The organism is Antarctobacter albus (genome assembly GCF_900101505.1).
In the GTDB taxonomy this organism is placed as follows: Bacteria; Pseudomonadota; Alphaproteobacteria; order Rhodobacterales; family Rhodobacteraceae; genus Antarctobacter; species Antarctobacter albus.
The window spans coordinates 22,858-45,381 of sequence record NZ_FMZI01000015.1 but is presented as its reverse complement, the minus strand read 5'-3'; the positions used below and the strand labels follow the sequence as shown (position 1 = coordinate 45,381).

General features: G+C 64.9%; 22 protein-coding genes. 15 read left to right on the top strand and 7 right to left on the bottom strand.

Going from position 1 to position 22,524, the window contains the following annotated elements:
• The first annotated feature begins 4 nt into the window (after positions 1-4).
• From BLQ71_RS21185 to BLQ71_RS21150, 8 genes are all read left to right on the top strand, one after another.
• Positions 5-271: a sarcosine oxidase subunit delta gene (locus tag BLQ71_RS21185; RefSeq protein WP_074623146.1), complete on the top strand. Its 267-nt coding sequence runs from the start codon at positions 5-7 to the stop codon at positions 269-271.
• The gene (locus BLQ71_RS21180) at positions 261-3,197 is read left to right on the top strand and encodes a sarcosine oxidase subunit alpha family protein (RefSeq protein ID WP_074623145.1); all 2,937 of its coding nucleotides are present in this window, start codon (positions 261-263) and stop codon (positions 3,195-3,197) included. The genes BLQ71_RS21185 and BLQ71_RS21180 overlap by 11 nt, the downstream gene beginning before the upstream one ends.
• A complete protein-coding gene (locus BLQ71_RS21175) occupies positions 3,190-3,741 on the top strand; it encodes a sarcosine oxidase subunit gamma (RefSeq protein ID WP_074623144.1) in 552 nt (183 codons plus the stop codon). Before BLQ71_RS21180 ends, BLQ71_RS21175 begins: the two co-directional genes overlap by 8 nt.
• Before the next feature lie 33 nt (positions 3,742-3,774).
• A complete protein-coding gene (locus BLQ71_RS21170; RefSeq protein ID WP_074623143.1) occupies positions 3,775-4,050 on the top strand; it encodes a hypothetical protein in 276 nt (91 codons plus the stop codon).
• A 52-nt stretch (positions 4,051-4,102) separates the two neighbouring features.
• Positions 4,103-6,058 carry a DNA primase gene (gene dnaG / locus BLQ71_RS21165; protein WP_043144604.1) on the top strand — a complete coding sequence of 652 codons (1,956 nt, stop codon included), beginning with the start codon at positions 4,103-4,105 and terminating at the stop codon, positions 6,056-6,058.
• Positions 6,059-6,183: 125 nt separating this feature from the next.
• Positions 6,184-8,169 (top strand): RNA polymerase sigma factor RpoD, encoded by a 1,986-nt coding sequence (gene rpoD / locus BLQ71_RS21160; protein WP_043144601.1) that lies wholly within the window; start codon positions 6,184-6,186, stop codon positions 8,167-8,169.
• Positions 8,170-8,173: 4 nt separating this feature from the next.
• Positions 8,174-8,455 carry an HlyU family transcriptional regulator gene (locus BLQ71_RS21155; protein WP_043144599.1) on the top strand — a complete coding sequence of 94 codons (282 nt, stop codon included), beginning with the start codon at positions 8,174-8,176 and terminating at the stop codon, positions 8,453-8,455.
• 17 nt (positions 8,456-8,472) lie between these two features.
• Positions 8,473-8,808, top strand: coding sequence for a DUF1294 domain-containing protein (locus BLQ71_RS21150; RefSeq protein ID WP_229754946.1), 336 nt, complete (start codon positions 8,473-8,475; stop codon positions 8,806-8,808).
• 38 nt (positions 8,809-8,846) lie between these two features.
• Here the strand turns inward: BLQ71_RS21150 and yghX are convergent, their stop codons facing one another.
• Entirely contained in the window at positions 8,847-9,755 is a 909-nt protein-coding gene (gene yghX, locus BLQ71_RS21145; protein ID WP_074623142.1) for a YghX family hydrolase, read from the bottom strand.
• A gap of 90 nt (positions 9,756-9,845) precedes the next feature.
• On the opposite strand from yghX, the gene BLQ71_RS21140 reads away from it, so the two are divergent.
• From BLQ71_RS21140 to ribD, 5 genes are all read left to right on the top strand, one after another.
• Positions 9,846-10,268, top strand: a complete 423-nt coding sequence (locus tag BLQ71_RS21140) for a secondary thiamine-phosphate synthase enzyme YjbQ (RefSeq protein WP_074623141.1) — start codon at positions 9,846-9,848, stop codon at positions 10,266-10,268.
• Between the two features lie 88 nt (positions 10,269-10,356).
• The gene (locus BLQ71_RS21135; protein WP_074623140.1) at positions 10,357-11,112 is read left to right on the top strand and encodes a DUF1353 domain-containing protein; all 756 of its coding nucleotides are present in this window, start codon (positions 10,357-10,359) and stop codon (positions 11,110-11,112) included.
• 2 nt (positions 11,113-11,114) lie between these two features.
• Complete coding sequence (locus BLQ71_RS21130) at positions 11,115-12,653, top strand: zinc-binding metallopeptidase family protein (protein WP_229754947.1); 1,539 nt, start codon at positions 11,115-11,117, stop codon at positions 12,651-12,653.
• Between the two features lie 134 nt (positions 12,654-12,787).
• A complete protein-coding gene (gene nrdR, locus BLQ71_RS21125; RefSeq protein WP_043144595.1) occupies positions 12,788-13,255 on the top strand; it encodes a transcriptional regulator NrdR in 468 nt (155 codons plus the stop codon).
• Entirely contained in the window at positions 13,255-14,355 is a 1,101-nt protein-coding gene (ribD, locus tag BLQ71_RS21120; RefSeq protein ID WP_088702481.1) for a bifunctional diaminohydroxyphosphoribosylaminopyrimidine deaminase/5-amino-6-(5-phosphoribosylamino)uracil reductase RibD, read from the top strand. The genes nrdR and ribD overlap by 1 nt, the downstream gene beginning before the upstream one ends.
• A 122-nt stretch (positions 14,356-14,477) precedes the next feature.
• On the opposite strand, the gene BLQ71_RS21115 is transcribed toward ribD, so the two are convergent.
• From BLQ71_RS21115 to BLQ71_RS21105, 3 genes are all read right to left on the bottom strand, one after another.
• Positions 14,478-16,490, bottom strand: a complete 2,013-nt coding sequence (locus tag BLQ71_RS21115) for a capsule polysaccharide biogenesis protein (protein ID WP_229754948.1) — start codon at positions 16,488-16,490, stop codon at positions 14,478-14,480.
• A 30-nt stretch (positions 16,491-16,520) separates the two neighbouring features.
• A complete protein-coding gene (locus tag BLQ71_RS21110; RefSeq protein ID WP_074623138.1) occupies positions 16,521-17,666 on the bottom strand; it encodes a polysaccharide biosynthesis/export family protein in 1,146 nt (381 codons plus the stop codon).
• Between the two features lie 95 nt (positions 17,667-17,761).
• A complete protein-coding gene (locus BLQ71_RS21105; protein WP_074623137.1) occupies positions 17,762-19,054 on the bottom strand; it encodes a capsule polysaccharide biogenesis protein in 1,293 nt (430 codons plus the stop codon).
• Positions 19,055-19,142: 88 nt separating this feature from the next.
• Between BLQ71_RS21105 and BLQ71_RS21100 the strand changes: the two genes are divergently transcribed.
• Entirely contained in the window at positions 19,143-19,730 is a 588-nt protein-coding gene (locus tag BLQ71_RS21100; RefSeq protein WP_043144741.1) for a riboflavin synthase, read from the top strand.
• A gap of 57 nt (positions 19,731-19,787) precedes the next feature.
• On the opposite strand, the gene BLQ71_RS21095 is transcribed toward BLQ71_RS21100, so the two are convergent.
• The 3 genes from BLQ71_RS21095 to BLQ71_RS21085 all read right to left on the bottom strand — a co-directional run bounded on the left by BLQ71_RS21095 (position 19,788) and on the right by BLQ71_RS21085 (position 21,689).
• On the bottom strand, positions 19,788-20,846 hold the full coding sequence (locus BLQ71_RS21095; RefSeq protein WP_074623136.1) for a YeeE/YedE family protein: 1,059 nt from the start codon (positions 20,844-20,846) through the stop codon (positions 19,788-19,790).
• A gap of 100 nt (positions 20,847-20,946) precedes the next feature.
• Positions 20,947-21,291, bottom strand: coding sequence for an ArsR/SmtB family transcription factor (locus BLQ71_RS21090; RefSeq protein WP_043144587.1), 345 nt, complete (start codon positions 21,289-21,291; stop codon positions 20,947-20,949).
• A gap of 14 nt (positions 21,292-21,305) precedes the next feature.
• On the bottom strand, positions 21,306-21,689 hold the full coding sequence (locus tag BLQ71_RS21085) for a thioredoxin fold domain-containing protein (RefSeq protein WP_052244674.1): 384 nt from the start codon (positions 21,687-21,689) through the stop codon (positions 21,306-21,308).
• Positions 21,690-21,763: 74 nt separating this feature from the next.
• Here BLQ71_RS21085 and BLQ71_RS21080 point away from each other — a divergent pair, with 74 nt between their 5' ends.
• Positions 21,764-22,501 (top strand): cytochrome c biogenesis CcdA family protein, encoded by a 738-nt coding sequence (locus tag BLQ71_RS21080; RefSeq protein WP_043144586.1) that lies wholly within the window; start codon positions 21,764-21,766, stop codon positions 22,499-22,501.
• Positions 22,502-22,524 lie beyond the last annotated feature (23 nt).

The following is a 22,524-nucleotide window of genomic DNA, read 5'->3' as shown; positions in this document are numbered from 1 at the left end:
CGCCATGCGATTGACCTGTCCCATATGCGGCGACCGTGACCGGCGCGAGTTCTACTACCAGGGCGATGCCGCGATGCTGGCGCGGCCCGATCCCGCCGCGCCTGTGCAGGACTGGGCCGACTGGCTGCACCTGCGCGACAACCCGGCAGGGCGCACGCGCGAGCTTTGGTATCACGAGGCCGGGTGCACATCCTGGCTGATGGTGGAGCGTGACACGGTCACGCATGAGGTGTTTTCGGTCGATCTGGTGGAGCGTGTCGATGCGGATTGACGGCAAGGGCCGGGTGGATCGCAACCGCCCGGTGAATTTCACCTTTGACGGCAAGGCTTTCGGCGGGTTTGCCGGGGATACGCTGGCCTCGGCGTTGATGGGGGCGGACGTGCGCCTGGTGGGGCGCAGCTTCAAGTACCACCGCCCGCGCGGGGTGCTGACTGCCGGGTCCGAGGAACCCAACGCGCTGGTCACGGTGCGCAGCGGCGCAGCGGCCGATCCGAACACCCGTGCCACCGTGCAGGAGCTTTACGAGGGGCTGGAGGCGGTCAGCCAGAACCGCTGGCCCTCGCTCGATTTCGACGTGCTAGGGGTCAACGACCTGGCCGCGCCCTTCTTTGGGGCCGGGTTCTATTACAAGACTTTCATGTGGCCCAAGAGCTTCTGGGAAAAGCTTTACGAACCGATGATCCGGCGGGCCGCCGGGCTGGGGGCGTTGTCGGGCAAACCCAATGCTGACCGTTATGAAAAGGCCTATGCCTTCTGCGACGTGCTAGTGATCGGCGGCGGGCCTGCGGGTCTGATGGCGGCGCTGACGGCGGCGCGGGCCGGGGCGGAGGTGATCCTGGCCTCCGAGGATTGCTGTTTCGGCGGGAGGTTGCAGGCCGAGGACGAGACTGTCGATGGCGATCCGGGCGCGACATGGGCCACCGCCCTGGCCGGAGAACTGGCGACGATGGAAAACGTCCGCCTGATGCCGCGCACCACCGTGACCGGCGCCTACGATGGCGGCACTTTTGGGGCGCTGGAACGGGTCGCGCAGCATCTGGCCGATCCGGGCGATGCACCCATCGAGTGTTTCTGGCGGATCGCGGCAAGGCGCGCGGTACTGTGCTCCGGCGCGTTGGAGCGGCACATCGCCTTTCGCGACAACGACCGGCCCGGCGTGATGATGGCGGGGGCGTTGCGCGCTTATCTGAACCGCTGGGGCGTGGCGCCGGGGCGCCGGGTGGTGGTCTTTGGCAACAACGATGACGCGCATCGGACGGCGCGGGACATGCATCTGGCAGGGCTGGAGGTCGTGGCTCTGGTCGACAGTCGCCACGACGCGGAAAACATGGCGGGGGACGTGCCGTTCTACCCGGGCTGGCAGGTTGCGCGGGCGCATGGCGCCAAGGGGCTAGAGGCCGTGGACCTGATCGGGCCGCAGGGCGCGCTCAAGCGGGTGCAGGCCGATGCGCTGGGCGTTTCGGGCGGCTGGAACCCTGCCGTGAGCCTGACCTGCCATCTGAACGGGCGACCCGTCTGGGACGACCGCATCGCGGGTTTTGTCCCGCGCGAGGACGCGGTGCCAGGGATGACCGTGGCCGGGGCCGCGCGCGGCACCTTTGCTACCTTGGCCTGCCTGCGCGAAGGCGCCGAGGCAGGGCGGGAGGCGGCGCAGGCGCTGGGATTCAGCGGCGAACTGCCGGTGATCCCGGTGGCGGAGGACGAGGCCTACCATGTGCGCCGTCTCTGGGCGGTGCCGGGCAAGGGCCGCGCCTGGCTGGATTTCCAGAACGACGTGACCGTGAAGGACGTCAAGCAGGCTGCGCGCGAGAACTATCGCAGCGTTGAGCACATGAAGCGTTACACGACGCAGGGCATGGCCACCGACCAGGGCAAGAGTTCGAACGTGCAGGCTTTGGCCATCCTTGCGGACGCCACGGGCCGCGACCTTCCCGAGACGGGGACGACAACCTTTCGCCCGCCCTATGTGCCGGTTTCCATTGCCGCGATGGGGGCCGGGTCGCAGGGCAAGGGGTTCGCCCCGCAGCGGTTCACCACCTCGCACGAGGCCAGCGTGGCGCGCGGCGCACCGATGGTGGAGGCGGGGCTTTGGTATCGCCCCTCCTATTTCCCGCAGCCGGGCGAAAAGACATGGCGCGAAGCCTGCGACCGCGAGGTGAAGATGGTGCGTGAGAGCGTGGGCATCTGCGATGTCTCGACCCTGGGCAAGATCGACCTGCAGGGGCGCGACGTGGGTGCATTCCTCGATTTTGTTTATACCAACACCTTCTCGACGCTGAAGCCGGGGCGCGTGCGTTACGGGCTGATGCTGCGTGAGGACGGGCATGTGATGGATGACGGCACCACCGCTCGGCTCACGGAAAACCAGTGGGTCATGACCACGACCACCGCCGCCGCGGGCGAGGTGATGAAACATCTTGACTGGGTGCGGCAGGCCTACTGTGGCGCGATGGATGTGCGGTTCATCTCTGTCACCGAGCAATGGGCCCAGTTTGCCGTGGCCGGACCAAAGTCGCGCGAGTTGCTGAACGGGCTCTTGGACCATCCGATCGACGACGGCAGCTTTCCTTTCATGCAATGCGGTCCGGTCAGTATCGGTGGCCTGGCGGCGCGGCTGTTCCGGATCAGCTTTTCCGGCGAACATGCCTATGAGATTGCAGTACCCGCGCGCTATGGCGCCAGCCTTTTCGAGGTACTGCTGGGCCGGGCCGAAACTCTGGGCGGCGGGCCCTACGGGATGGAGGCCCTGAACGTGTTGCGGATCGAGAAGGGCCACATCACCCATGCAGAGATCCACGGACGCACGACCGCCTTTGACATCGGCTTTGCGCGTATGGTCTCGGCCAGGAAGGACTGTATCGGCAAGGCGCTGGCCGCGCGCCCGGGCATGGTCGAGGATGACCGCGAACAGTTGGTGGGCCTGAGACCGGTGACCACGGGGCGCGAGCTGACTGCCGGGGCGCATCTTTTCGACAAGGGGGCCGAAGCGGTGCGGGTCAACGATTTGGGCTATATCACCTCGGTCGGGTTCTCGCCGTCCTTGGGCACTTTCCTGGGGCTGGGATTTCTTAGGAACGGACGCGCGCGGCATGGCGAGGAGATCAGGATGGTGGATCATGTCCGAGGCATCGAAGAGACCTGTATCGTGACCGATCCGGTGGCCTTTGACGAGGATGGAGGGCGGTTGCGTGGTTGATCTGACGGCTCTGACGCCCTGCAGTGGGCTGTTGCCGCTGCGCAAGGGCACTGTGACGCTGAGCGAACTGGACCCGGGGCGGATCACTTCTCTGATGCCGTTCGGTGGGCAGCGGGCGGCGCTCTCTGCGGCGCTGGAGCGCGCACATGGGCTTGGGTTTCCTGCGCCGGGCAGGGTGACCCAGACCGAGGGCGCGACCTGTCTCTGGACCGCACGAGACCAGGCGTTCCTGATGGGGCCCGACCCGGATCCCGCGCTGGCAGACCATGCCGCCATGACGGACCAATCCGATGCCTGGGCGGTTGTCCTGCTGGCCGGTGAGGATACCGAAGACGTGCTGGCCCGCCTTGTCCCCATCGACCTGCGCCCCGCCGCTTTTCCCGAAGGTTCCGCGGCGCGGACGCTCTGCCAGCACATGACGGTCTCGATCAGCCGACGGGCCGAGGGTCTGCAGATCATGTGCTTCCGGTCGATGGCGCGGACGCTTGCGCATGAAATTGCCGATGTCATGGCCTCGGTTGCCGGGCGGCGGGCCGCGGGCTAGAACCCAGTTCAGTCTGGCAGAAAGGATACCGCCATGCGCGCATTGGTCATGATCGCTGTTCTCGGGTTCGGAGCGTCCACCGCCGTGGCGCAGGACGCCGACAAATGCGTCCAGACAGAGACCTGGTTCAACACGGCAGTACAGGCCCGCCTGGACGGAGACAGCAAGTCAAAGGTGCGCCGCACCATGACCCGGGAAATGGGCAAGGATGCTGCCGGGCAGCTGGTGGATTTCATCTTTCTGCTGCCCGAGGCACAGCTGACCCCCGACTTGGGCAAGGCCGCGCGTGCCCAATGCGAGGCACTCTGATCGCCGGTTGAGAGCCCTTGCTTCCGGGCATCGCTGAACGATATTGAGAGGCATGAGCCTCCCCCCCGGATTCCTTGACGAGTTGCGCAACCGCACCAGCCTTTCGCAGGTGGTGGGTCGCAAGGTGTTGTGGGACAATCGGAAATCGAACCAGGGCAAGGGCGACCTCTGGGCGCCGTGCCCCTTCCATCATGAGAAAACCGCGTCTTTTCATGTGGATGACCGCAAGGGCTATTACTATTGCTTTGGCTGTCACGCCAAGGGAGACGCGATTTCCTTTGTCCGCGAGACAGAGAATGTCAGCTTCATTGAGGCGATCGAGATCCTGGCCCAGGAGGCCGGGATGGAAGTGCCCAAGCAGGATCCGCGTGCCCAGGAAAAGGCGGACCGCCGGACCCTGCTGAGCGAGGTCATGGAACAGGCGGTGGGGTTCTTCCGCCTGCAGCTCAAGACCGGGGCAGGGGCCGAAGCGCGCGCCTACCTGGCGCGGCGCGGCCTGGACGAGGCGGCGCTTGAACGCTGGGAAATCGGCTTTGCCCCGCCCGGATGGGAGAACCTGCGCCAGGCGCTGACGGGACGGGGTGTCGAGGTCGACCTGCTGCTGGGGGCCGGACTGGTCCGTGCCTCTGACAAGGGGCGCGCGCCCTATGACGTCTTTCGCAACCGCATCATGTTCCCGATCCGCGACGGGCGGGGGCGGGCCATCGCCTTTGGCGGGCGGGCGATGGATCCGAACGACAACGCGAAATACCTCAACTCGCCGGAAACCGAGCTGTTCGACAAGTCGCGCAACCTGTTCAACCTCAAGCCGGCCCGCGAGGCAGCAGGCCGGGGGCAGCGGCTGATCGTGGCTGAGGGCTATATGGACGTGATCGCGCTGAGCGAGGCGGGGTTCACAGCTTCTGTCGCCCCGCTGGGCACCGCCGTGACCGAACCGCAACTTCAGCAGATGTGGCGGGTCTCGAACGAGCCGGTGATCGCGCTGGACGGGGACAAGGCGGGCCTGAACGCGGCCTATCGGGTCATCGACCTGGCCCTGCCGCTGCTGGAGGCGGGCAAGGGACTGCGCTTTGCCATCATGCCCGAGGGCAAGGACCCCGACGATCTGTTGCGTGCCGAGGGGCCAGAGGCCTTGGCCAAGGTGCTGGAAGGGGCTTTGCCGATGGTGCAACTGCTCTGGCGGCAGGAAACCGACGGGCTGGTGCTGGACAGTCCCGAGCGCCGTGCCGCGCTGGACAAGGCACTGCGGAGCCGGATCGGCAAGATCCAGGACCCCACGTTGCGCCATCACTACGGCGAGGCGCTCAAGGAATTGCGCTACCACGCCTTCCGCCCGGCACGACCGCCCCGGCCAGACCGTCCGTTTCGGGGTGGGGGGCGTTTCCAACAGCAGGCTCCCGCCGTGCCGACCCCGGGTGCCAAGGCATCGCTGCTGGCCTCTGGCGGAGAAGAGGGCGAGCGGCGGTTGCGCCAGGAGGTGATCCTGGCGGCAATCCTGTCTGCGCCCGAGATTGCCGAGGATTTCGAGGGCCAGCTGGAGGACATGGCCTGTGCCGACGGCGAACTGGCCGCCCTGCGCGACGCGATCTTGCGTGGTCTGGGTGACAGCGACGGAATGCTGGACGTGGTCGAGGCCGCGCTTGGCCCCGAAGCCCTTGAAAACCTGCGGTCCGGACGCCATGTGGCCGTGGTGCCCTGTATCCGGGCACCCGGAAACGCCGAGCTTGCCCGGCTGACGGTTGCAGAGGAACTGGCCAAGCTGGCCGCGCAGGACGGCTGGCAGCTGGAATTGAAGGAAGCCCAGGAAGACCTCGAGGCGCGGGCCGACGAGGCGCTGACCTGGCGCCTGGCAGAGGCCGCGCGCGTGCGCGCACAGGCCGGACGCCGCCGCGACGAGGATGACGCCGAATATGACATTGGCCCCAACGGGGCCCCGATCGACCGCGAGGAACGCAGTGCGTTTGATTCGCTCCTGTCACAGATTCGCTTCGACAAAAGCCGCAAATAAGCAGCGAATTGGTGACGAACTGGTAAAGAAATATGGTTAGACGGGTGTGCGAATCACCGAATCGCGCTAATGAGTCGGTTTATCGAATCGCCCCCCGTTCCCGAGCCCCTCATCAGGAGAGCCGCATGGCAGCCAAGGACAACGAAGACGTAAAGTCCGAAGATCAGGAAGAGGAAATCAGCCTCGACATGAGCCAGGCGGCGGTCAAGAAGATGATCGCCGAAGCGCGCGAGCGCGGTTACATCACCTACGATCAACTCAACCAGGTTCTGCCGCCCGATCAGGTCTCGTCCGACCAGATCGAGGATGTGATGTCGATGCTCTCTGAAATGGGCATCCAGGTCACCGAGGAAGAAGAACAGGAAGAGGACGACAACAAGGGGTCGACCGAACTGGTCGAGACCAAGAAGGCCGGCGAGGTTGCGTTGTCTTCGGGCGGGCAGGAAAAGCTCGACCGGACGGACGACCCCGTGCGCATGTACCTGCGCGAGATGGGCAGCGTCGAACTGCTGAGCCGCGAGGGCGAAATCGCCATTGCCAAGCGTATCGAGGCGGGCCGGAACACGATGATCCTGGGCCTCTGCGAGAGCCCTCTGACCTTTCAGGCGATCACGATCTGGCGCGACGAACTTCTGTCCGAGGACATCCTGCTGCGCGACGTGATCGACCTTGAAACCACCTTCTCGGGCCAGATGGGCGAGGATGGAGAGGTCGAAGAGCCGGTGGTCGATACCGGGAACGTCGAAAATTCGGCCAAGCCCAAGAGCGATGAGCCGGAGTACGACGCCGACGGCAACCCCATCGCCAAGGAAGACGACGACGACGACGACGAGCAGGCGAACATGTCGCTTGCAGCGATGGAAACCGCGCTCAAGCCGCGCGTGCTGGAAACGCTCGACCGTATCGCCCGCGACTACGAGGAACTGGCCGAGATGCAGGACAGCCGGATCTCGGCGACCCTGAACGAGGACGGCTCTTTCTCTGCCGACGACGAGGCGCGCTATCAAAAGCTGCGTTCGGAGATTGTCGAGCTGGTGAACGGTCTTCACCTGCACAACAACCGGATCGAGGCGCTGATCGACCAGCTGTACGGGATCAACAAGCGCATCATGTCGATCGACAGCGCGATGGTGAAGCTGGCCGACCAGGCCCGTATCAACCGTCGCGAATTCGTCGAGGAATACCGTGGCCACGAGCTGGACCCCAACTGGATGGAGCGCATGTCGCAGAAATCCGGACGGGGCTGGCAGATGTTCATCGACCGGTCCTCGGACAAGGTCGAGGAACTGCGCGCGGACATGGCACAGGTCGGCCAATACGTCGGTCTGGACATCAGCGAATTCCGCCGCATCGTGAACCAGGTGCAAAAGGGCGAAAAGGAAGCGCGGCAGGCCAAGAAAGAGATGGTCGAGGCCAACCTGCGGCTCGTGATTTCCATCGCCAAGAAATACACCAACCGCGGGCTGCAATTCCTTGATCTCATTCAGGAAGGCAACATCGGCCTGATGAAGGCCGTGGACAAGTTCGAGTACCGCCGCGGTTACAAGTTCTCGACCTACGCGACCTGGTGGATCCGTCAGGCGATCACCCGGTCCATCGCCGACCAGGCCCGCACGATCCGTATTCCGGTCCACATGATCGAGACGATCAACAAGCTGGTCCGCACCGGCCGCCAGATGCTGCATGAGATCGGCCGCGAGCCGACACCGGAAGAGCTGGCCGAAAAGCTGCAGATGCCGCTGGAAAAGGTCCGCAAGGTGATGAAGATCGCCAAGGAACCGATCTCTCTCGAAACGCCGATCGGCGACGAGGAAGACAGCCAGCTTGGCGATTTCATCGAGGACAAGAACGCGATCCTGCCGCTGGATTCCGCCATTCAGGAAAACCTGAAGGAAACCACGACCCGCGTACTGTCCTCGCTGACGCCGCGTGAGGAACGGGTGCTGCGTATGCGCTTCGGCATCGGCATGAACACCGATCACACGCTGGAGGAAGTGGGCCAGCAATTCAGCGTGACGCGGGAACGGATCCGCCAGATCGAGGCGAAGGCGCTGCGCAAGCTCAAGCACCCGTCGCGCTCGCGCAAGCTGCGCAGCTTCCTGGACCAGTAGGCGTATGTCGCTGCTGAAAAGACTGTTTGGCGGCAATGGCGGCGGGGCGGAAACGCCCGCCGCTCAGACTGTGGAGTACGAAGGCTTTCGGATCACGCCGCAACCGGCGGCGGAAGGTGGCCAATTTCGCATTGGTGCCCTGATCGAAGGCGAGGTGAACGGTGAACCCCGGACGCACCAGTTGATCCGTGCAGACATGATCCGCGATCGGGATGAGGCCGAAGAGGCCTCTATCCGGAAGGCGAAACAGATGATTGACCAAATGGGCGTTCGACTGTTCGACTGAAGTCAAACCGGGACGGCATGAACCTCGACGCAATGGCTGGGGCAATGGGCTCTGTGCAGGGTCTTCTCGGCCCGTTTTTACTTTTGAACCTGCTTGCGTTCTGCCTCTTCGGATTGGACAAGACGCGCGCACGACGCAGTCGCTGGCGCGTGTCAGAGAGAACCCTGCTGACGTTCGCAGCTGTTGGAGGCTCCATCGGTGCCAAGATCGGCCAGCGGGCATTCCGTCACAAGACGACCAAGCAACCTTTCGCTTTCGTGCTGAACGCGATCTGCATGCTGCACATGGCATTGGCAGTGCTTCTGGCGATGCCGTCCAGTCGAAGCTGGCTGCAGGCCGTGTTGGCGGGATAATCGGGCCGGCGCCACGGTCGGCTTCCGGCCCGCTCTCTTCAGGTCGTCAGATGCGCGTTGAAGAAGGCGATGGTGCGCTCCCAGGCCAATTCCGCCGCAGCCTCGTCGTAGCGCGGGGTCGAGTCATTGTGGAAACCGTGGTTCACGCCGGGGTAGATATGGGCGGTATAGGTCTTGCCGTGTTCCTGTAGCGCGGCCTCGTAGGCGGGCCAGCCTTCGTTGATGCGCTCGTCCAGTTCGGCATAGTGCAGCAAGAGCGGCGCCTGGATCCGCGGGACGTCCTCGACAGCCGCCTGCCGACCGTAGAACGGGACGGAGGCGCCCAGCTCCGGGTAGGCCACGGCCAGCGCATTGCAGACGCCGCCACCGTAGCAGAACCCGACGCAGCCGACCTTGCCCGTGGTGTCATCGTGACCGGCCATGAATTCATAGGCAGCGAAAAAGTCGTTCATCAATTTCTCGCGGTCCACCGTGCGTTGCAGCTCGCGCCCGTCGGCGTCATTGCCCGGATAGCCGCCGACGCTGGACAGCCCGTCCGGCGCGAGGGCGATGAATCCGGCCTTGGCCACCCGGCGCGCAACATCTTCGATATAGGGGTTCAACCCGCGGTTCTCATGTACGACGACCACCGCCGGCAGTGGGCCGGTGGCCTCAGCCGGTTTTACCAGGTAGCCGCGCACCGACCCGTGCCCGTTTGGCGATGGGTACTCGATGTATTCCGGGGTGATGTCGGGGTCGTTGAAACTGACCTGCTCGGCCAGGGCGTAGTTCGGTGAAAGCATGTTCAGCAGCGCGGCAGCGGTCAGCCCGCCAACGGCGAATTTCCCGGCGCGGTCCAGAAATTCGCGCTTGGTGATGCGCCCGTGGGCGTAAAAATCATAGAGGTCCAGCAATTCCTGGTCGAAATCCGCGGCCGTCATCCGGCGCGGCGGTGTCTGGTCGTTCATGGCAAGGCTCCCTGTGATCCGGGCCGGGCCGTTGCGGTTCCGGCGGCCGGATGTCACTAAGATAGGCGGGTCATTACGCCGGGGAAGGTCATGCCGCAGACAAGCTTCATCATCCGGACAGGGGGTGCCGGACTGTATGAATTCACCGAAGAGGTGACAGGTTGGGTCGCCGATGCCGGGGGGCAAGAGGGGCTGTGCACCCTGTTCCTGCGCCATACCTCGGCCAGCCTGCTGATCCAGGAAAACGCCGATCCGGATGTGCGGCGCGATCTGGATGCCTATTTCGCCCGCCTTGTGCCGCGCGCAGACACACCCGAAATGGACTACCTGACCCACCGCTGCGAGGGGCCGGACGATATGCCCGCCCATATCAAGGCCGCGCTCTTGCCGGTTAGCCTGTCCATCCCCGTGGTGCAGGGGCGGCTGGGGCTGGGTACCTGGCAGGGCATCTACCTTTTCGAACACCGGGACGCCCCGCACCGGCGCGAGGTCCTGGCCCACATCGGCGGGTGAGGTTTTCCGCCATTGTTCCGGGGGGGCGCGCTGGTAGACTGCGGTTCAGACCTGATAGGTTTTCCAGACCGTAACCGGGATTGAACGCATGCAACGCAAGACGAAAGGTCGGGCGCTTTTTGCCGTTGGCCTCCTGCTCGTCGCGGGCGGGGCCGGCGCGGTGATCGGCGTGCCTGAATACCTGGCCCGCAGCGCGGCGGCCAAGGCCTCGACTTGTCTTGAGGTTGAAAGCCGTGACCGCCTGTGCCGGTTCATCGGCGGACCGCTTCAGATGGCCGGAGAGCCGGTCTTCATCGAGAATTTTCACCACGCTTTCCTGCCGACACGGGCACAGATCGACTTCATCGACGCCAGTGGCGAAACCTGGTCGGCGCCTCCGCAGACATTGACCGACGGTGCCACCATCCCGGTGATCTTCGCGCCGTTGATCGGTGATCGGCAAAGCCGCGAATACCTGATGGCGGCGGCCCTGCACGATGCCTATTGCGGTGTCGGCAACGAGGAGTTGTCCACCTATCGCACGCGCGGCTGGCGCGAGGTTCATCGCATGTTCTACGAGGCGCTGCTGGTCAACGGGACGCCCCCCAAGAAGGCCAAGATCATGTATGCCGCCGTCTTCCTGGGCGGTCCGCGCTGGAATGAGCCGGACGTTTCCCTGGCGCATATCCCGGACGAGGTTCTGTTGCAGGAAATGGAATGGTGCCTGGAATGGATCGAGCTGGCCGATCCCACGCCCGAGGAAATCGAGCAATGGATGGAAGAGCGGGGCCAGTTGCTGCTATCGGGGGAGGCGCAGACCATACCCGCCTACCTGCGCGAGGCGTCCGACCCAAGGAAGTTCTGAACGTGAGCAAAGACACAGCGGACCGCTGGATCGCGGACCATGCCGGGGATCTCTCGGCCTGGTGCGCACGGATTTTCGACTATGGCGAACCGGCCTGGCGCGAATATCGCTCGGCCGAATGGTACGTCGCCCGGCTGCGCGAAGAGGGATTCGAGGTCGAGGAAGGTTCGGCCGGGATGCCCACCGCCTTTTGCGCGCGCTGGTCGCAGGGCGATGGCCCGATGATCGGCATGTATGCCGAATACGACGCGGTGCCGGCCAATTGCCAGGCCCCTGTGCCCTGGGAGGCCCCGCGCGAGGGCCTGGGCCCCTTGGCCGCTGGCCATACCGATCCGCATTCGGCCCTTGGCATGGGGGCGCTGGCGGGTGTCCTGGCCACCAAGGCGGCGATGCAGGCACATGGCATCTCGGGCGGATTGCAGATCACGGGCGAGCCGGCGGAAAAGGTGCGCGGCTCGAAACCGCTACATGCGGCGGCGGGATACTATGACGGGCTGGCCGCGATGCTGTCCTGGCATCCGTTCTACATGCTGCCGCTCTGCAATACCGTCCGTTGGGACACCCATTGCGGGGCGGCCTATGCCTTTGTCTACCGCTTTCGTTGCGAGGCGCCGCAGACCTGGATGCAGGGCAGCGATGGGGCGCCGCCGATCCCGCAAAGTCATTCCGACGTGCGCGCGCCGGGCGCAAACGACGCGCTGGTCATGATGTATCAGATGGGTCGCTCCCTGCGGGAGTCGATGCTGCCGCACCGCGGCGGCTGGTCCGTGTCTGAGGCGATCCTGTCGACGGGGCAGGCGACGGCGGACAACCTCCCCGCACGGCAGGCCGACCTGCAGTACCTGATGCGTGTGCCCGACCTGCAGATGGCCGAACAGATCACTGCCCAGCTGGACCGGCTGGCCGAGCATGTGGCGCAGGTGACCGGCTGTACCGCGGAAAAGATCTGGGTCAGCAAGTCTCGCCCCGGTCTGCCCAACCATGCCCTGGCAGAGCTCGCCTGGGAGGCTCTGCAGGACGTCGGGGCACCGGACTACAGCACAGAGGCGCTGGACCTGGCGCGACAGGTCCAGACCGCCTGCGGGGCAGAGGCCACGGACGATCCGCTGATCCCGGAATGCACCCGTCTCATCGCACCGCAGGAGGCAGAGGCGATCCTGCGCCGGGATCTGCCGCCCGCCCAGCTGAACAGCACTTCGGACGATTACACCGACATGTGCTGGCACGCGCCCACGGCTCGGATCTACATCGGCCGCCCGGCGCTGCGCGGCGGCCCCTATCCGCCCTGGGCAATGAATGCGCTTGGCGGAATCCCCCAACTGATCGACCCGAGCGTGCAGACCGCTGGTCGCGTACTTTCGCGCACGGCGCTGCGCCTGCTGACGGACGAAACCGCGCGCGCAACCTGCTGGACAGAGTTCGAGGAGCGCCGAGCAGCCAACCCGATCCCGCCGCTGGCCGACTACCCGGCACCGGTCGATCTGCCCTGGCCTGAATATGTTACCACGGCGCGCGGGCGGCACTGGCATATCCCGGGCTGAGCGCAGGCTTTATCTAGCGGCGTCAAATCCCCTCTACCCAAATTATGGCGGCTGACCTATAGTGGCTGTGGATAAGTGGGGGCAAACCCCATGACCAGAGGCAGGAACACCAAGAAAAACGAGGGGATGGGCCCATGCGCTGCCCGTTTTGCGGAAATATCGACACCCAGGTGAAGGACTCACGCCCGGCAGAGGATCACGTTTCGATCCGGCGGCGCAGGTTCTGCCCTGCCTGCGGCGGTCGTTTCACCACCTATGAGCGGGTCCAGTTGCGGGATCTCGTTGTCATAAAGACGAACGGACGGCGCGAGGATTTCGACCGGGACAAGCTGGAACGCTCGATCCGGATTGCGCTGCAGAAACGCCCGATAGACCCCGAGCGCATCGACCAGATGATTTCCGGCATCGTGCGGCGGCTGGAAAGCATGGGCGAGACCGATATCCCGTCGAAGATGATCGGCGAAATCGTCATGGAGACGCTCGCCCGGATCGACACCGTCGCCTATGTGCGTTTTGCCAGCGTCTACAAGAATTTCCAGGCCGCGGACGATTTTGACAAGTTCGTCAGCGAGTTGCGTCCAGAAACCCAGGCCGAGAAGTGATATCCGACGATCGGCGCCACATGGCCCATGCGCTGGCGCTGGGCCGTCGCGGCATGGGGCAATGCTGGCCGAATCCGGCAGTGGGCTGCGTCATAGTCCGCGAGGGCCGGGTCGTCGGGCGTGGCTGGACCGCGCCGGGCGGCAGACCCCATGCGGAAACCGAGGCACTGGCGATGGCCGGCGCGGCGGCACAGGGCGCTACCGCCTATGTCACCCTGGAACCCTGTGCGCATCATGGCGCGACGCCGCCCTGTTGCGAAGCGCTTGCCAAGGCGGGGATCGCCCGTGTGGTGGCACCCATCGCCGACAGCGACCCAAGGGTGGACGGACAGGGCTTTGGCTACCTGCGCCAGCATGGCGTCGAGGTCACGACCGGCGTTGGCGCTGAACAGGCCCTCTCGGACCACGCGGGCTTTTTCCTGCGGATCGCCCAGGGACGTCCCTGGGTGACCTTGAAACTGGCCATGACGGTGGACGGGCGCATCGCCACGGCGACCGGCGAAAGCCAGTGGATCACGGGGCCTGAGGCCCGCCGCGCGGTTCACGCCCTGCGCGCCAGCCATGACGCGGTGATGGTCGGCGCGGGCACCGCGCGGGCCGATGATCCCCAGCTGACGGTGCGCGGCTTTGGCGACAGGCGCCAACCGGTGCGCGTCGTCGTCTCGCGGCTGATCGACGTGCCCTTGATGAGCCAGCTTGCGCAAAGTGCCCGTGACGTGCCGCTCTGGCTCTGCCACGGACCCGAGGCGCGCAGTGAATTGAAGACCGCCTGGGACGGGGTCGGCGCCCGTCTGCTGCCTTGCCAGATCTCTGGTGGGCGTATCGATCCGCTGGCCATGTTGCGCGCGCTGGGGTCAGAGGGGCTGACGCGGGTCTTCTGCGAGGGCGGCGGACAGCTTGCCGCGTCGCTCTTGCTGCATGACCTGGTGGACGAGCTGCAGGTCTTCACCGCGGGCATGGCGCTGGGGGCCGAGGGCTATCCGGGCATCGGTGCCCTGGGGGTGGCGCGCCTGGACGAGGCGCCGCGTTTCGACCTTGTGGATGTTGTGGGTGCTGGGGCGGACATCCGACACGTCTGGCGCCGGCGTCAGAGCGCGTAATCCAAAGTGTTAACAGAAGGTTAATTGCGGCTGCACCTTGTTGACCAAGGGTCATCCGCATGTGGATAAGTCTGAAAATAACTTTTTATCAGGCGAATATGTTACTTAACTGTAACAAAGCCTTAACGCCGCCAGAGATCCGCGTGGCTGGCCAGCGCGCCCTGCAGTTTCGCCAGCATTCGGTTCGCCGGACCCGAAGAGGGAATCCTGCCGGTTTTCAGGCGATTGACGGTGCATTCTACGGAGCAGGGTAAACCTGTCAGCGGATCGAAATAGCGGGGATAATCGACCAGCGTCGCATGAACCAGCGCCTCGAGCGTGGGGCGGGGACCATGCAGCCGGCGCGCCGGCACCGGGCCGATGTCCCGTGTCAGACCCCATCCCGCGTAGAAAGGCGCGCCCAGTGTCACCACCTGGCATCCGCGCAAGAGCGCCTCGAACCCGGTGAGCGAGGTCATGGTCCAGACCTCATCGACCTCGCGCAGGAGGGCCCCGATATCACATCGGTCCAGGACCACGTCGGCCCAGCGGTCCGGATTGTCGACGACGCCGGTTCGCAAACCGGCCTCAACGTCCGGATGGGGTTTCCACAGGATCACCGCATCAGGATTTTCCAGGCGAGCGCGCGCCAGAAGGTCGGCGTTGCGGCGGACGTCCGGGCTGCCCGATAGAATGGAGGCGTCGTCCTCGACCTGTCCCGGCACCAGAATGCGGCGGCCTGCGGGCAGATCGGGCAGGGAACCGGACAGGTTGTATTTGGACAAGTTATCCGTGACGAGAGTTTGGATCAGCCTGTGGATACGTCGTGTCTGGTCGGGTCGCAGTCCAGTGGCACGTTTTTGAATCCAGCCTTCGAGGCCCGAAGCACGGGTCGGATCGTAGTAGATTCCCCTGGAATCCAGCACCAGGGACAGCGGTGGGACCAGATCGGCCCCCAAACCGCGCGATCTGAGAAAGCCATCTTCGACTCGTACGGTTTCTCCGCTCGCCTTGCCGGCCCAACACATCTGGGCACGTCCCTCCCGGTTGGCGATATCCCCGGCTCTGTTCACATTATCTTCGAAGCGTATCCGCTTTTGGCGCCCAAAGAATTTCTGCAAGTGTCGCCTTTTCCACAGGCGCATGCCGGAGGCGACCCAGCCGTCCCTGTCCTCGCGCCATGCGCGGGCCTGTGCCTCGAGCGCGCCAAGGGTATCCTCGATTTCGCACAGCTGATCGCTATGCGGATCGTACCAGTGGGGGTAGAGGATCAGTGCCCCGGCACACAGCTGCGCGCGTGTCAGCCGGGCAGTGCGGCGCGGGATGACCTCTTCATCCTGTGTCAGTCCCCAGCCCGCGTAGAAAGGCAGGCCGAACACGCGCGGACGATGCCCTGCCAGGATCGCTTCGAACCCCATCTGGGACGAGACGGTATAGACCGAGGTGGCCCCCTCCAGCAGGGACCAGGGCGAGGCGGGGCCATCATAAAGCGTAACCTCTCCGCCCGCATCCTCTGGCGTGTAGTGCCCGGGGCGGTAGCCCGCGCCGGTTTCCGGATGAGTCTTCAGCACGATGCGCGCGCCGGGGTTTTCCTCTCTCGCGACGAAAAGCATCTCGAGAAACCGTGCGCGATCCGCCCCGCTGGCCCGGACTGAGGCGTCGCCGCGCGTCTGGTCGATCACCAGCACATAGCCCGGTTCGGGCGGGTCGACGTCCAGCCGGGTGGCGGAATACTTGCTGAGATGAGCCTCTTGCATGCGCGCCATGACGCCCCGCGCCCGGTCCAGAAGCGCGGTATCGTCCAGGGGATGCGTATTCAGCAGGGTTTCTAGGTCGGATGGCCTGCGCCCGTCGAAATGCACGCCGCGATGGTCGATCAAGAGGCCCAGCGGCGGCTCTCCGGCGCGACCGGGGTGCAGTGAGCGCAGGAAGCCATCCTCGATCCTGACCAGGCCGGCCCCGGTCCGTTTGGCCACGGTCTCGCCTCGATGCGCGTAGGGCGATTGGCCCCAGACGCCCACAAGGTCCTCGGGGCCGGGTCGACCAAGGGTCACGAGATAGCCAGCCAGCCCGAGGATGCGGCGCAACCGGCTCTGCCAGAGAAACCCGCCATTGTAGACGTGCAAACGCCGGGGGCTGGGGCCCCCGGCGCTCACTGTTTCAATGTGTCCGTTGGCCAAGGCGGCTCATTCACCCGACAGCGTGTCTGCGGCAGTGGTCAGCGTGCTGACCGCGCCCAGCGTACCCGTCAGGGCGGCAATCACCTTGTTCCACTGGGTAAAGGGCGCCTCCGTGACGTACAGCGTGTCCTGGTCGCGGATCACGAAGTCCCGCGCCATGAACATGCCGTTGGGTTCGGTCAGGTCCAGGACGTAGACCATGCGCTGCGCTCCGATCAGGTCGTCGCGGCCAAGCACCTGGTTGGCCACCTCCGCAGGTTCGTTGCGCAGGACGAAAACGCCGGTCGGGTCCGCGGCGGCGGCCATCAGCCCGCCGACCTGGGCAATTGCCTCAACAGCGGAGATGACCTGGCTGTCAAAGGGCACACGCGCCTGGGTGCCGGTGGCCCCCAGCGCGGTGAAGGACCGGGTGTCCTCCTCGACAAGGATGCGGTCGCCACCGCGCAGGGCGATGTCGAACTTGGGGTTCTCGTAGAGGTCCTGGAACCAGATCTTGCCCTTGTGGTCGCCGCGCAGGACGGTGATCTGTGCGATTTCAGGATCGATGGAGATGCCGCCCGCGCGGGCCAGCATGGCCGACAGGGTGCGCGTCGGCCGTTCGATGGCATAGACGCCCTGGCCGCCCACGGCGCCCACCAGGCTGACGGTCGATCCGTCGCCCGCGACGCGACGCACCTCGACCTGCGGATCGGGGGTCTGGTCTTCGAGCCGTTCGGTGATAATCTGGCGGATGCGTTCGGGCGTGTTGCCTGCGGCGCGAATGCGCCCGGCGTAGGGGACAAAGATGAAGCCCGCGCCATCCACCTGCACCTCTTCGAGGATGGTGGAATTGGCAGCCTCGGCGGCCAGCAGGCCGTCATCGACGTTTTCCCAGATGGTCAGGCCCAGCGTGTCGCCCGGGCGGATCGTGTCAGAGCCCAGAACGCCTGCGTTCTTGAACTCTTCGGTAAACCCCAGCGCCGGAACAACAGAGGTCGCGCGCGTCACGCGGTCGTTTACGGAAACGATGAAGGCGTCACCCTCGCGCTGAACCGATCCGGCAAAAATTTCGCGTTTGTTGGGGCCAACGCGGGGAAGGCCGCAGGACGCCACAAGCGATACCGCGACCAGGAGCGCGACTCCACGCGCCCACCGGAGAGGGGGTTGTTTCACTGCTCGGTCTCCTCGACCTGTTTTGTTCTGCCTCAGGTTTTTTGTGCAACCTACCGGAGTCCGGCCAAAAAAGCCAGTCCGGGGTTGCCGGAGCGTCAGTGCACGACGCGCAACTGTTGCCTCGGCGCCGCGGTGCCACGGGACAGGGCATCATAGGGATCGTCGGGCGATAGCATCATGTCGACAACCTGCCGCAGCAGCTGTCGCCGCCCGCGTGCCGAATAGAAACCGCCGGGCAATTGCGAGGTTTCCAGCAGGTAGCGCCGGTAGTCCTTGTAGGCCTTGTTGTCCGGCCGTGTGGGCAATGCAAAAAAGTCCGGCAGGGGTTGGGTCGAGACGAACTCTGGCTTGGCGTAGACCGCGTCGCCGAAGACCTTGATCGGTATGCCACGCCACAGAACCTGCTGGGCTGCGGTGGAATTGACCGTCACCGCGCTGCGGGCATCGTTCAGGAGTTGCGCCAGCTTGCCACCGCGGGCGTAGTGCACCCGGTCGGCCACCCCGTGTTTCCGCGCCGATTGCGCCACGGCACGGCGCACCTGCGCGCGGCCATCTTCCAGCGGATGGGCCTTGAACACCAGGTGATGGTGGCCCGGCGCGCCCTCGGCAAAGCCCGCGATTACCAGGTCGACGAAATCGGGCATCGTGTCGAACGGAGAGTGCTGCTGGAAGCTGGAATCATGTTCCAGCTGCATCAGAGCCAGGTGATAGGGAAATCCGCCCATGCGGATGCGCGTGGTCGCGAGCACGCGATCCGCCCAGCCGAAAGGCATCAGCAGCAGACGTTTCAGATACAGCACGAATTCCTGGAACACGCTGAGCGAGCGGTGCGGCTGGAAGTTGCGATACTCCCCGTTCCGGAACATCACGAACCAGTGGTACAGCGCGCCGTAGAAGATGTGCTGGCGCATGTCGCCCCAATGGGCCGGAGGCAGCGGCGCCTCCATGTCCGACAGTTCGAGCGCCCGGCGCATGTCATCCACGCTCATCCGCATCAGCCGCGAATGCCCGTTCGAACCTCCGCGTTCATAGGTGACCCAGTAGGGCCGCATGTAACCTTCCTCGAAGACATGCACCGTCAACCCGCGCGCCTTGGCCTCTTCGACGGCCTGGGCGTGGATCGCCCGCACATCGCCGTATAGCACGATGTCCGTGATGCCGCGCGCCTCGACGAGGTCGCAAAACCAGCCGCGCCATTCATCGGGGGGGCCGCGATAGGGCAGGTAGCTTTTCGGGTGAAACCAGAAGGCGCGGTCACCGGCGTTGAAGCCCACGCGCCAGACCTCGGCACCGGTCTTGCGCAGCATGGCGCCGAGCCGGTGAAAGAACGGCCCGTGCGGTCCCTGAAGGAACAGAAAGACCCGTTTGTCGCCAGTTGCCTTGACCATGATGCCGCTATATGTCCGGTTGCTGAACAAAGTTCTACCGCGCGAGTTCGACGAAAATAAGGCTTTGAAGGCCGGGAAAGGGCAAGGCATGTTCACAGGCATCGTCACAGACATGGGCACTGTTCGGACGCTGGAGCACCGCGGCGACCTGCGTGCGCGCATCGGCACATCCTATGACACCGCTGGTATCGACATGGGGGCTTCTATCGCCTGCAATGGTGTCTGCCTGACCGTCGTGGGCCTGGGCGACGATTGGTTCGACGTCGACATCTCGGCCGAGAGCGTCTCCAAGACCAATATCGGAGACTGGGCCGAGGGCATGCGGATCAATCTGGAACGCGCGCTCAAGGTGGGCGACGAACTGGGCGGGCACATCGTGTCCGGCCATGTCGATGGTGTCGCCGAGGTCGTGGCCATGGTGGACGAGGGTGACAGCACCCGCGTGACCTTTCGCGCGCCCGAGGCACTGGCGAAATTCATCGCGCCCAAAGGCTCGGTTGCGCTGAACGGCACGTCCCTCACGGTGAACGAAGTCGACGGTCGCGATTTCGGCATCAATTTCATCCCGCACACCAAGGAGGTGACGACCTGGGGCGGGATCAAGGTGGGTGACCGCATCAACCTCGAGATCGACACGCTGGCGCGCTATGTTGCGCGCCTGCAGGAATGGGGTTGAGCGCGTTCTGAACCGCCTCTGACCGGCAATGAGCGATACGGGACTCCAGACGCCGGATCACTCCGCCGGCTGGAACCCCACGATCAGTTGCCGCAGACCCAGCGCCGCCCCGGCAAAGATCGCGGCAAAGGTCACGGGCGCCGAGATGGCCAGCACGGAAAAGGCGCTGAGCCCCTGGCCGATGGAGCAGCCCAGGGCGATGACCGCGCCGCCGCCCATGAGGGCCGCGCCGATGATCTGGCGGCGCAGTTCCCTGGGGTCCTCGCAGGCCTCCCAGCGGAAGTGTCCCTTGAAGAGCGAGCCGATGAAGGCCCCGGCCCAGACGCCCGCCACGGAGCCTACCGCAAAGCTCAGGGGGCGGGCAGATCCGGTCATCCACCACAGGATCGTGTCGCCCAGCGGGGCGGCAAAGCTATGGGACACCACCGGCAGCGCCTCGAACCCGGTGCGGGCCACCCAGGATGTGCCCGCCCATGCGCCCACCACGGCGAGGCCCACGGCCGCCGCCCAGGCCACCTTTGACGGCTTTTCCCAGACCGCGCGCGATGCCGCGGAGCCGATCAGGATCAATGCACCGATCCCCATGCCGATCAGGTTGACCGAGACACCGCTCAGCGCGGCCAGTTGGTGCGCGATGCCCGGCGGCACCTCGGTCGTGACGGGCTCTTGCGGGAAAGCCAGCGCGCGCAGGGGCGCCAGAGGGCCGGAGAGCACGACAAAGGTTGCCACGCCCATGACCAGCACGATCACGAAACTGCGCAGGTCACCGCCGCCCAGCCGGGCAATCGCGCCGTAGCCGCACATCCCCGACAGGGCCATCCCGTAGCCGAAGACGAGTCCGCCCAGGATCGAGGCCAGCGGCATCCAGCGGATCGACAGGTAGTAGGTCGCGGTATCGGCCAGGAGACCAGACGCCATGAGGGCAAAGCTGCCCAGCACCGCCAGCCCGATCGCCATGCCCCACATCCGAAGCCGTACGGTGGACCCGCCATAAAGCGCGTCCTCGATTGCCCCCAGGGTGCAGAAGCGGCCAAGCCGTGCAGCAAGCCCCAAGGGCACACCCGTGGCCAGCCCCACCAAGGCGACCAGGTGATACTCGGTCAGATAATCCATCATTCACGGGCCCTCCTCTTGACCCGCCAAACCTGGCCCGCATACTATGCAAGTGTCCCCGAAACCGCGCAAGCGTCCTCGCGATGCGTTGGCCGCGCGGGCGTCAGGCCTCGTCGTCGTCGCGGCAGAACAGGTCGTAGACGCATTCCAGCATCTTTCGGGGCCTGTCGTCCGCCAGGCGGTAGTAGATCGCCTTGCCGTCCCGGCGCGGCACCACCAGCCCTTCCAGCCGCAGGCGCGACAACTGCTGGCTGACGGCGGCCTGGCGTGCGGAGAGCAGTTCTTCCAGCTCGGTGACGGATTTCTCACCCGTGACCAGATGGCACAGGATCATCAGGCGCCCTTCGTGGCTGATCGCCTTCAGAAAGGACGAGGCGGCGGTTGCCTTGTCCACGATGGCGTCAAGCTCGTCGTCCGTCAGATCGTCATGCAGTACCGGAAGTGCCATGCGTCCGCTCCACCTCAATCCTTGCCGGCTGTCTCGAAACCCGTGTGCTCGCCAAGAAGCTTGGCGAAGATCGGCCAGAAGAAATCCTCGCCCACGTAACCTTCCATCCGGGCGATCTCGGCGTCGCCTTTAACAAGGATGAAGGTCGGCGTGAAGTTCACACGGCGCGCATAAGAGATGCCCTCGGGCGGGCCCATGTGCAGGTCGGCGCGCACCAGCGGGGCGAATTTGCCTTCATCCGTGTTGGGGTAGGCCGGCGCGATCTGGTCGTTCCAGGCCGCGCAATAGGCGCAGCCGGGCTGTTCCACCATGACAAGGCGATACTCGCTTGCCAGGGCTGGGAAGGTGGACAGGGTCACCCCGAAGCAGGTGACCAGAAGAAATATGAAAGATCGCATGTTGCACCGATTGACGCAGGCCTGACGGACAACTTAATCTGAATATGTGAATTGATCAAGGAAAGGCGCCACCAGTGCTCGACATTTCATTCGCGGGCGCAGCATTTGCCGGTCTGTTAAGCTTCTTCACACCCTGTATCCTGCCGATGGTGCCCTTTTACCTGTGCTACATGGCGGGGATTTCCATGTCCGAGCTGCGCGACGACGCGGGAATCACGCCCGGCGCGCAGCGGCGGCTGATCCTGTCGTCTGTCTTCTTTGCCGCCGGCGTGACGACGATCTTTGTCCTGCTCGGGATGGGGGCGACGGCAGTGGGGCAGGCCTTTGCCGACTACATGGACTACCTGAAATGGGTGGCGGTCGCGGTCCTGTTCCTGTTCGGGCTGCATTTCCTGGGTGTGATCCGCATTGGCCTGTTGTACCGCGAGGCCAAGATCGAAAGCAGCGCCGAGCCGACCACGATCTTTGGCGCCTACGCGATGGGGTTGGCCTTTGGCTTTGGCTGGACGCCCTGCGTGGGGCCGGCGCTGGCCTCGATCCTGATGATCGCATCGGGAATGGGCGACATCGGGCGCGGCGGTCTTTTGTTGCTGGTCTATGGCATCGGCATGACGGCCCCTTTCATCATCGCGGCGCTGTTTTCGGGGCCGTTCCTGAAGTGGACGGCACGCCATCGGGACAAGCTGCAATATGTCGAGAAACTGATGGGCGGGATGCTCATCCTGTTTGCGATTCTCATCGCGACGGATACGGTGAACGTCATCGCCCAGTGGATGATCGAGACCTTCCCGGCGTGGACATCGCTGAGCTGACGGCATTTCTGGTACGCGGTCGC

What these genes read in the sequence shown, in the direction of transcription:
- BLQ71_RS21185 (WP_074623146.1), top strand. Translation starts at nt 5, where the DNA reads ATGCGATTGACCTGTCCCATATGCGGCGACCGTGACCGGCGCGAGTTC.
- BLQ71_RS21180 (WP_074623145.1), top strand. Translation starts at nt 261, where the DNA reads ATGCGGATTGACGGCAAGGGCCGGGTGGATCGCAACCGCCCGGTGAAT.
- BLQ71_RS21170 (WP_074623143.1), top strand. Translation starts at nt 3,775, where the DNA reads ATGCGCGCATTGGTCATGATCGCTGTTCTCGGGTTCGGAGCGTCCACC.
- dnaG (WP_043144604.1), top strand. Translation starts at nt 4,103, where the DNA reads ATGAGCCTCCCCCCCGGATTCCTTGACGAGTTGCGCAACCGCACCAGC.
- rpoD (WP_043144601.1), top strand. Translation starts at nt 6,184, where the DNA reads ATGGCAGCCAAGGACAACGAAGACGTAAAGTCCGAAGATCAGGAAGAG.
- BLQ71_RS21155 (WP_043144599.1), top strand. Translation starts at nt 8,174, where the DNA reads ATGTCGCTGCTGAAAAGACTGTTTGGCGGCAATGGCGGCGGGGCGGAA.
- BLQ71_RS21150 (WP_229754946.1), top strand. Translation starts at nt 8,473, where the DNA reads ATGAACCTCGACGCAATGGCTGGGGCAATGGGCTCTGTGCAGGGTCTT.
- yghX (WP_074623142.1), bottom strand. Translation starts at nt 9,755, where the DNA reads ATGAACGACCAGACACCGCCGCGCCGGATGACGGCCGCGGATTTCGAC.
- BLQ71_RS21140 (WP_074623141.1), top strand. Translation starts at nt 9,846, where the DNA reads ATGCCGCAGACAAGCTTCATCATCCGGACAGGGGGTGCCGGACTGTAT.
- BLQ71_RS21135 (WP_074623140.1), top strand. Translation starts at nt 10,357, where the DNA reads ATGCAACGCAAGACGAAAGGTCGGGCGCTTTTTGCCGTTGGCCTCCTG.
- nrdR (WP_043144595.1), top strand. Translation starts at nt 12,788, where the DNA reads ATGCGCTGCCCGTTTTGCGGAAATATCGACACCCAGGTGAAGGACTCA.
- BLQ71_RS21105 (WP_074623137.1), bottom strand. Translation starts at nt 19,054, where the DNA reads ATGGTCAAGGCAACTGGCGACAAACGGGTCTTTCTGTTCCTTCAGGGA.
- BLQ71_RS21100 (WP_043144741.1), top strand. Translation starts at nt 19,143, where the DNA reads ATGTTCACAGGCATCGTCACAGACATGGGCACTGTTCGGACGCTGGAG.
- BLQ71_RS21095 (WP_074623136.1), bottom strand. Translation starts at nt 20,846, where the DNA reads ATGATGGATTATCTGACCGAGTATCACCTGGTCGCCTTGGTGGGGCTG.
- BLQ71_RS21090 (WP_043144587.1), bottom strand. Translation starts at nt 21,291, where the DNA reads ATGGCACTTCCGGTACTGCATGACGATCTGACGGACGACGAGCTTGAC.
- BLQ71_RS21085 (WP_052244674.1), bottom strand. Translation starts at nt 21,689, where the DNA reads ATGCGATCTTTCATATTTCTTCTGGTCACCTGCTTCGGGGTGACCCTG.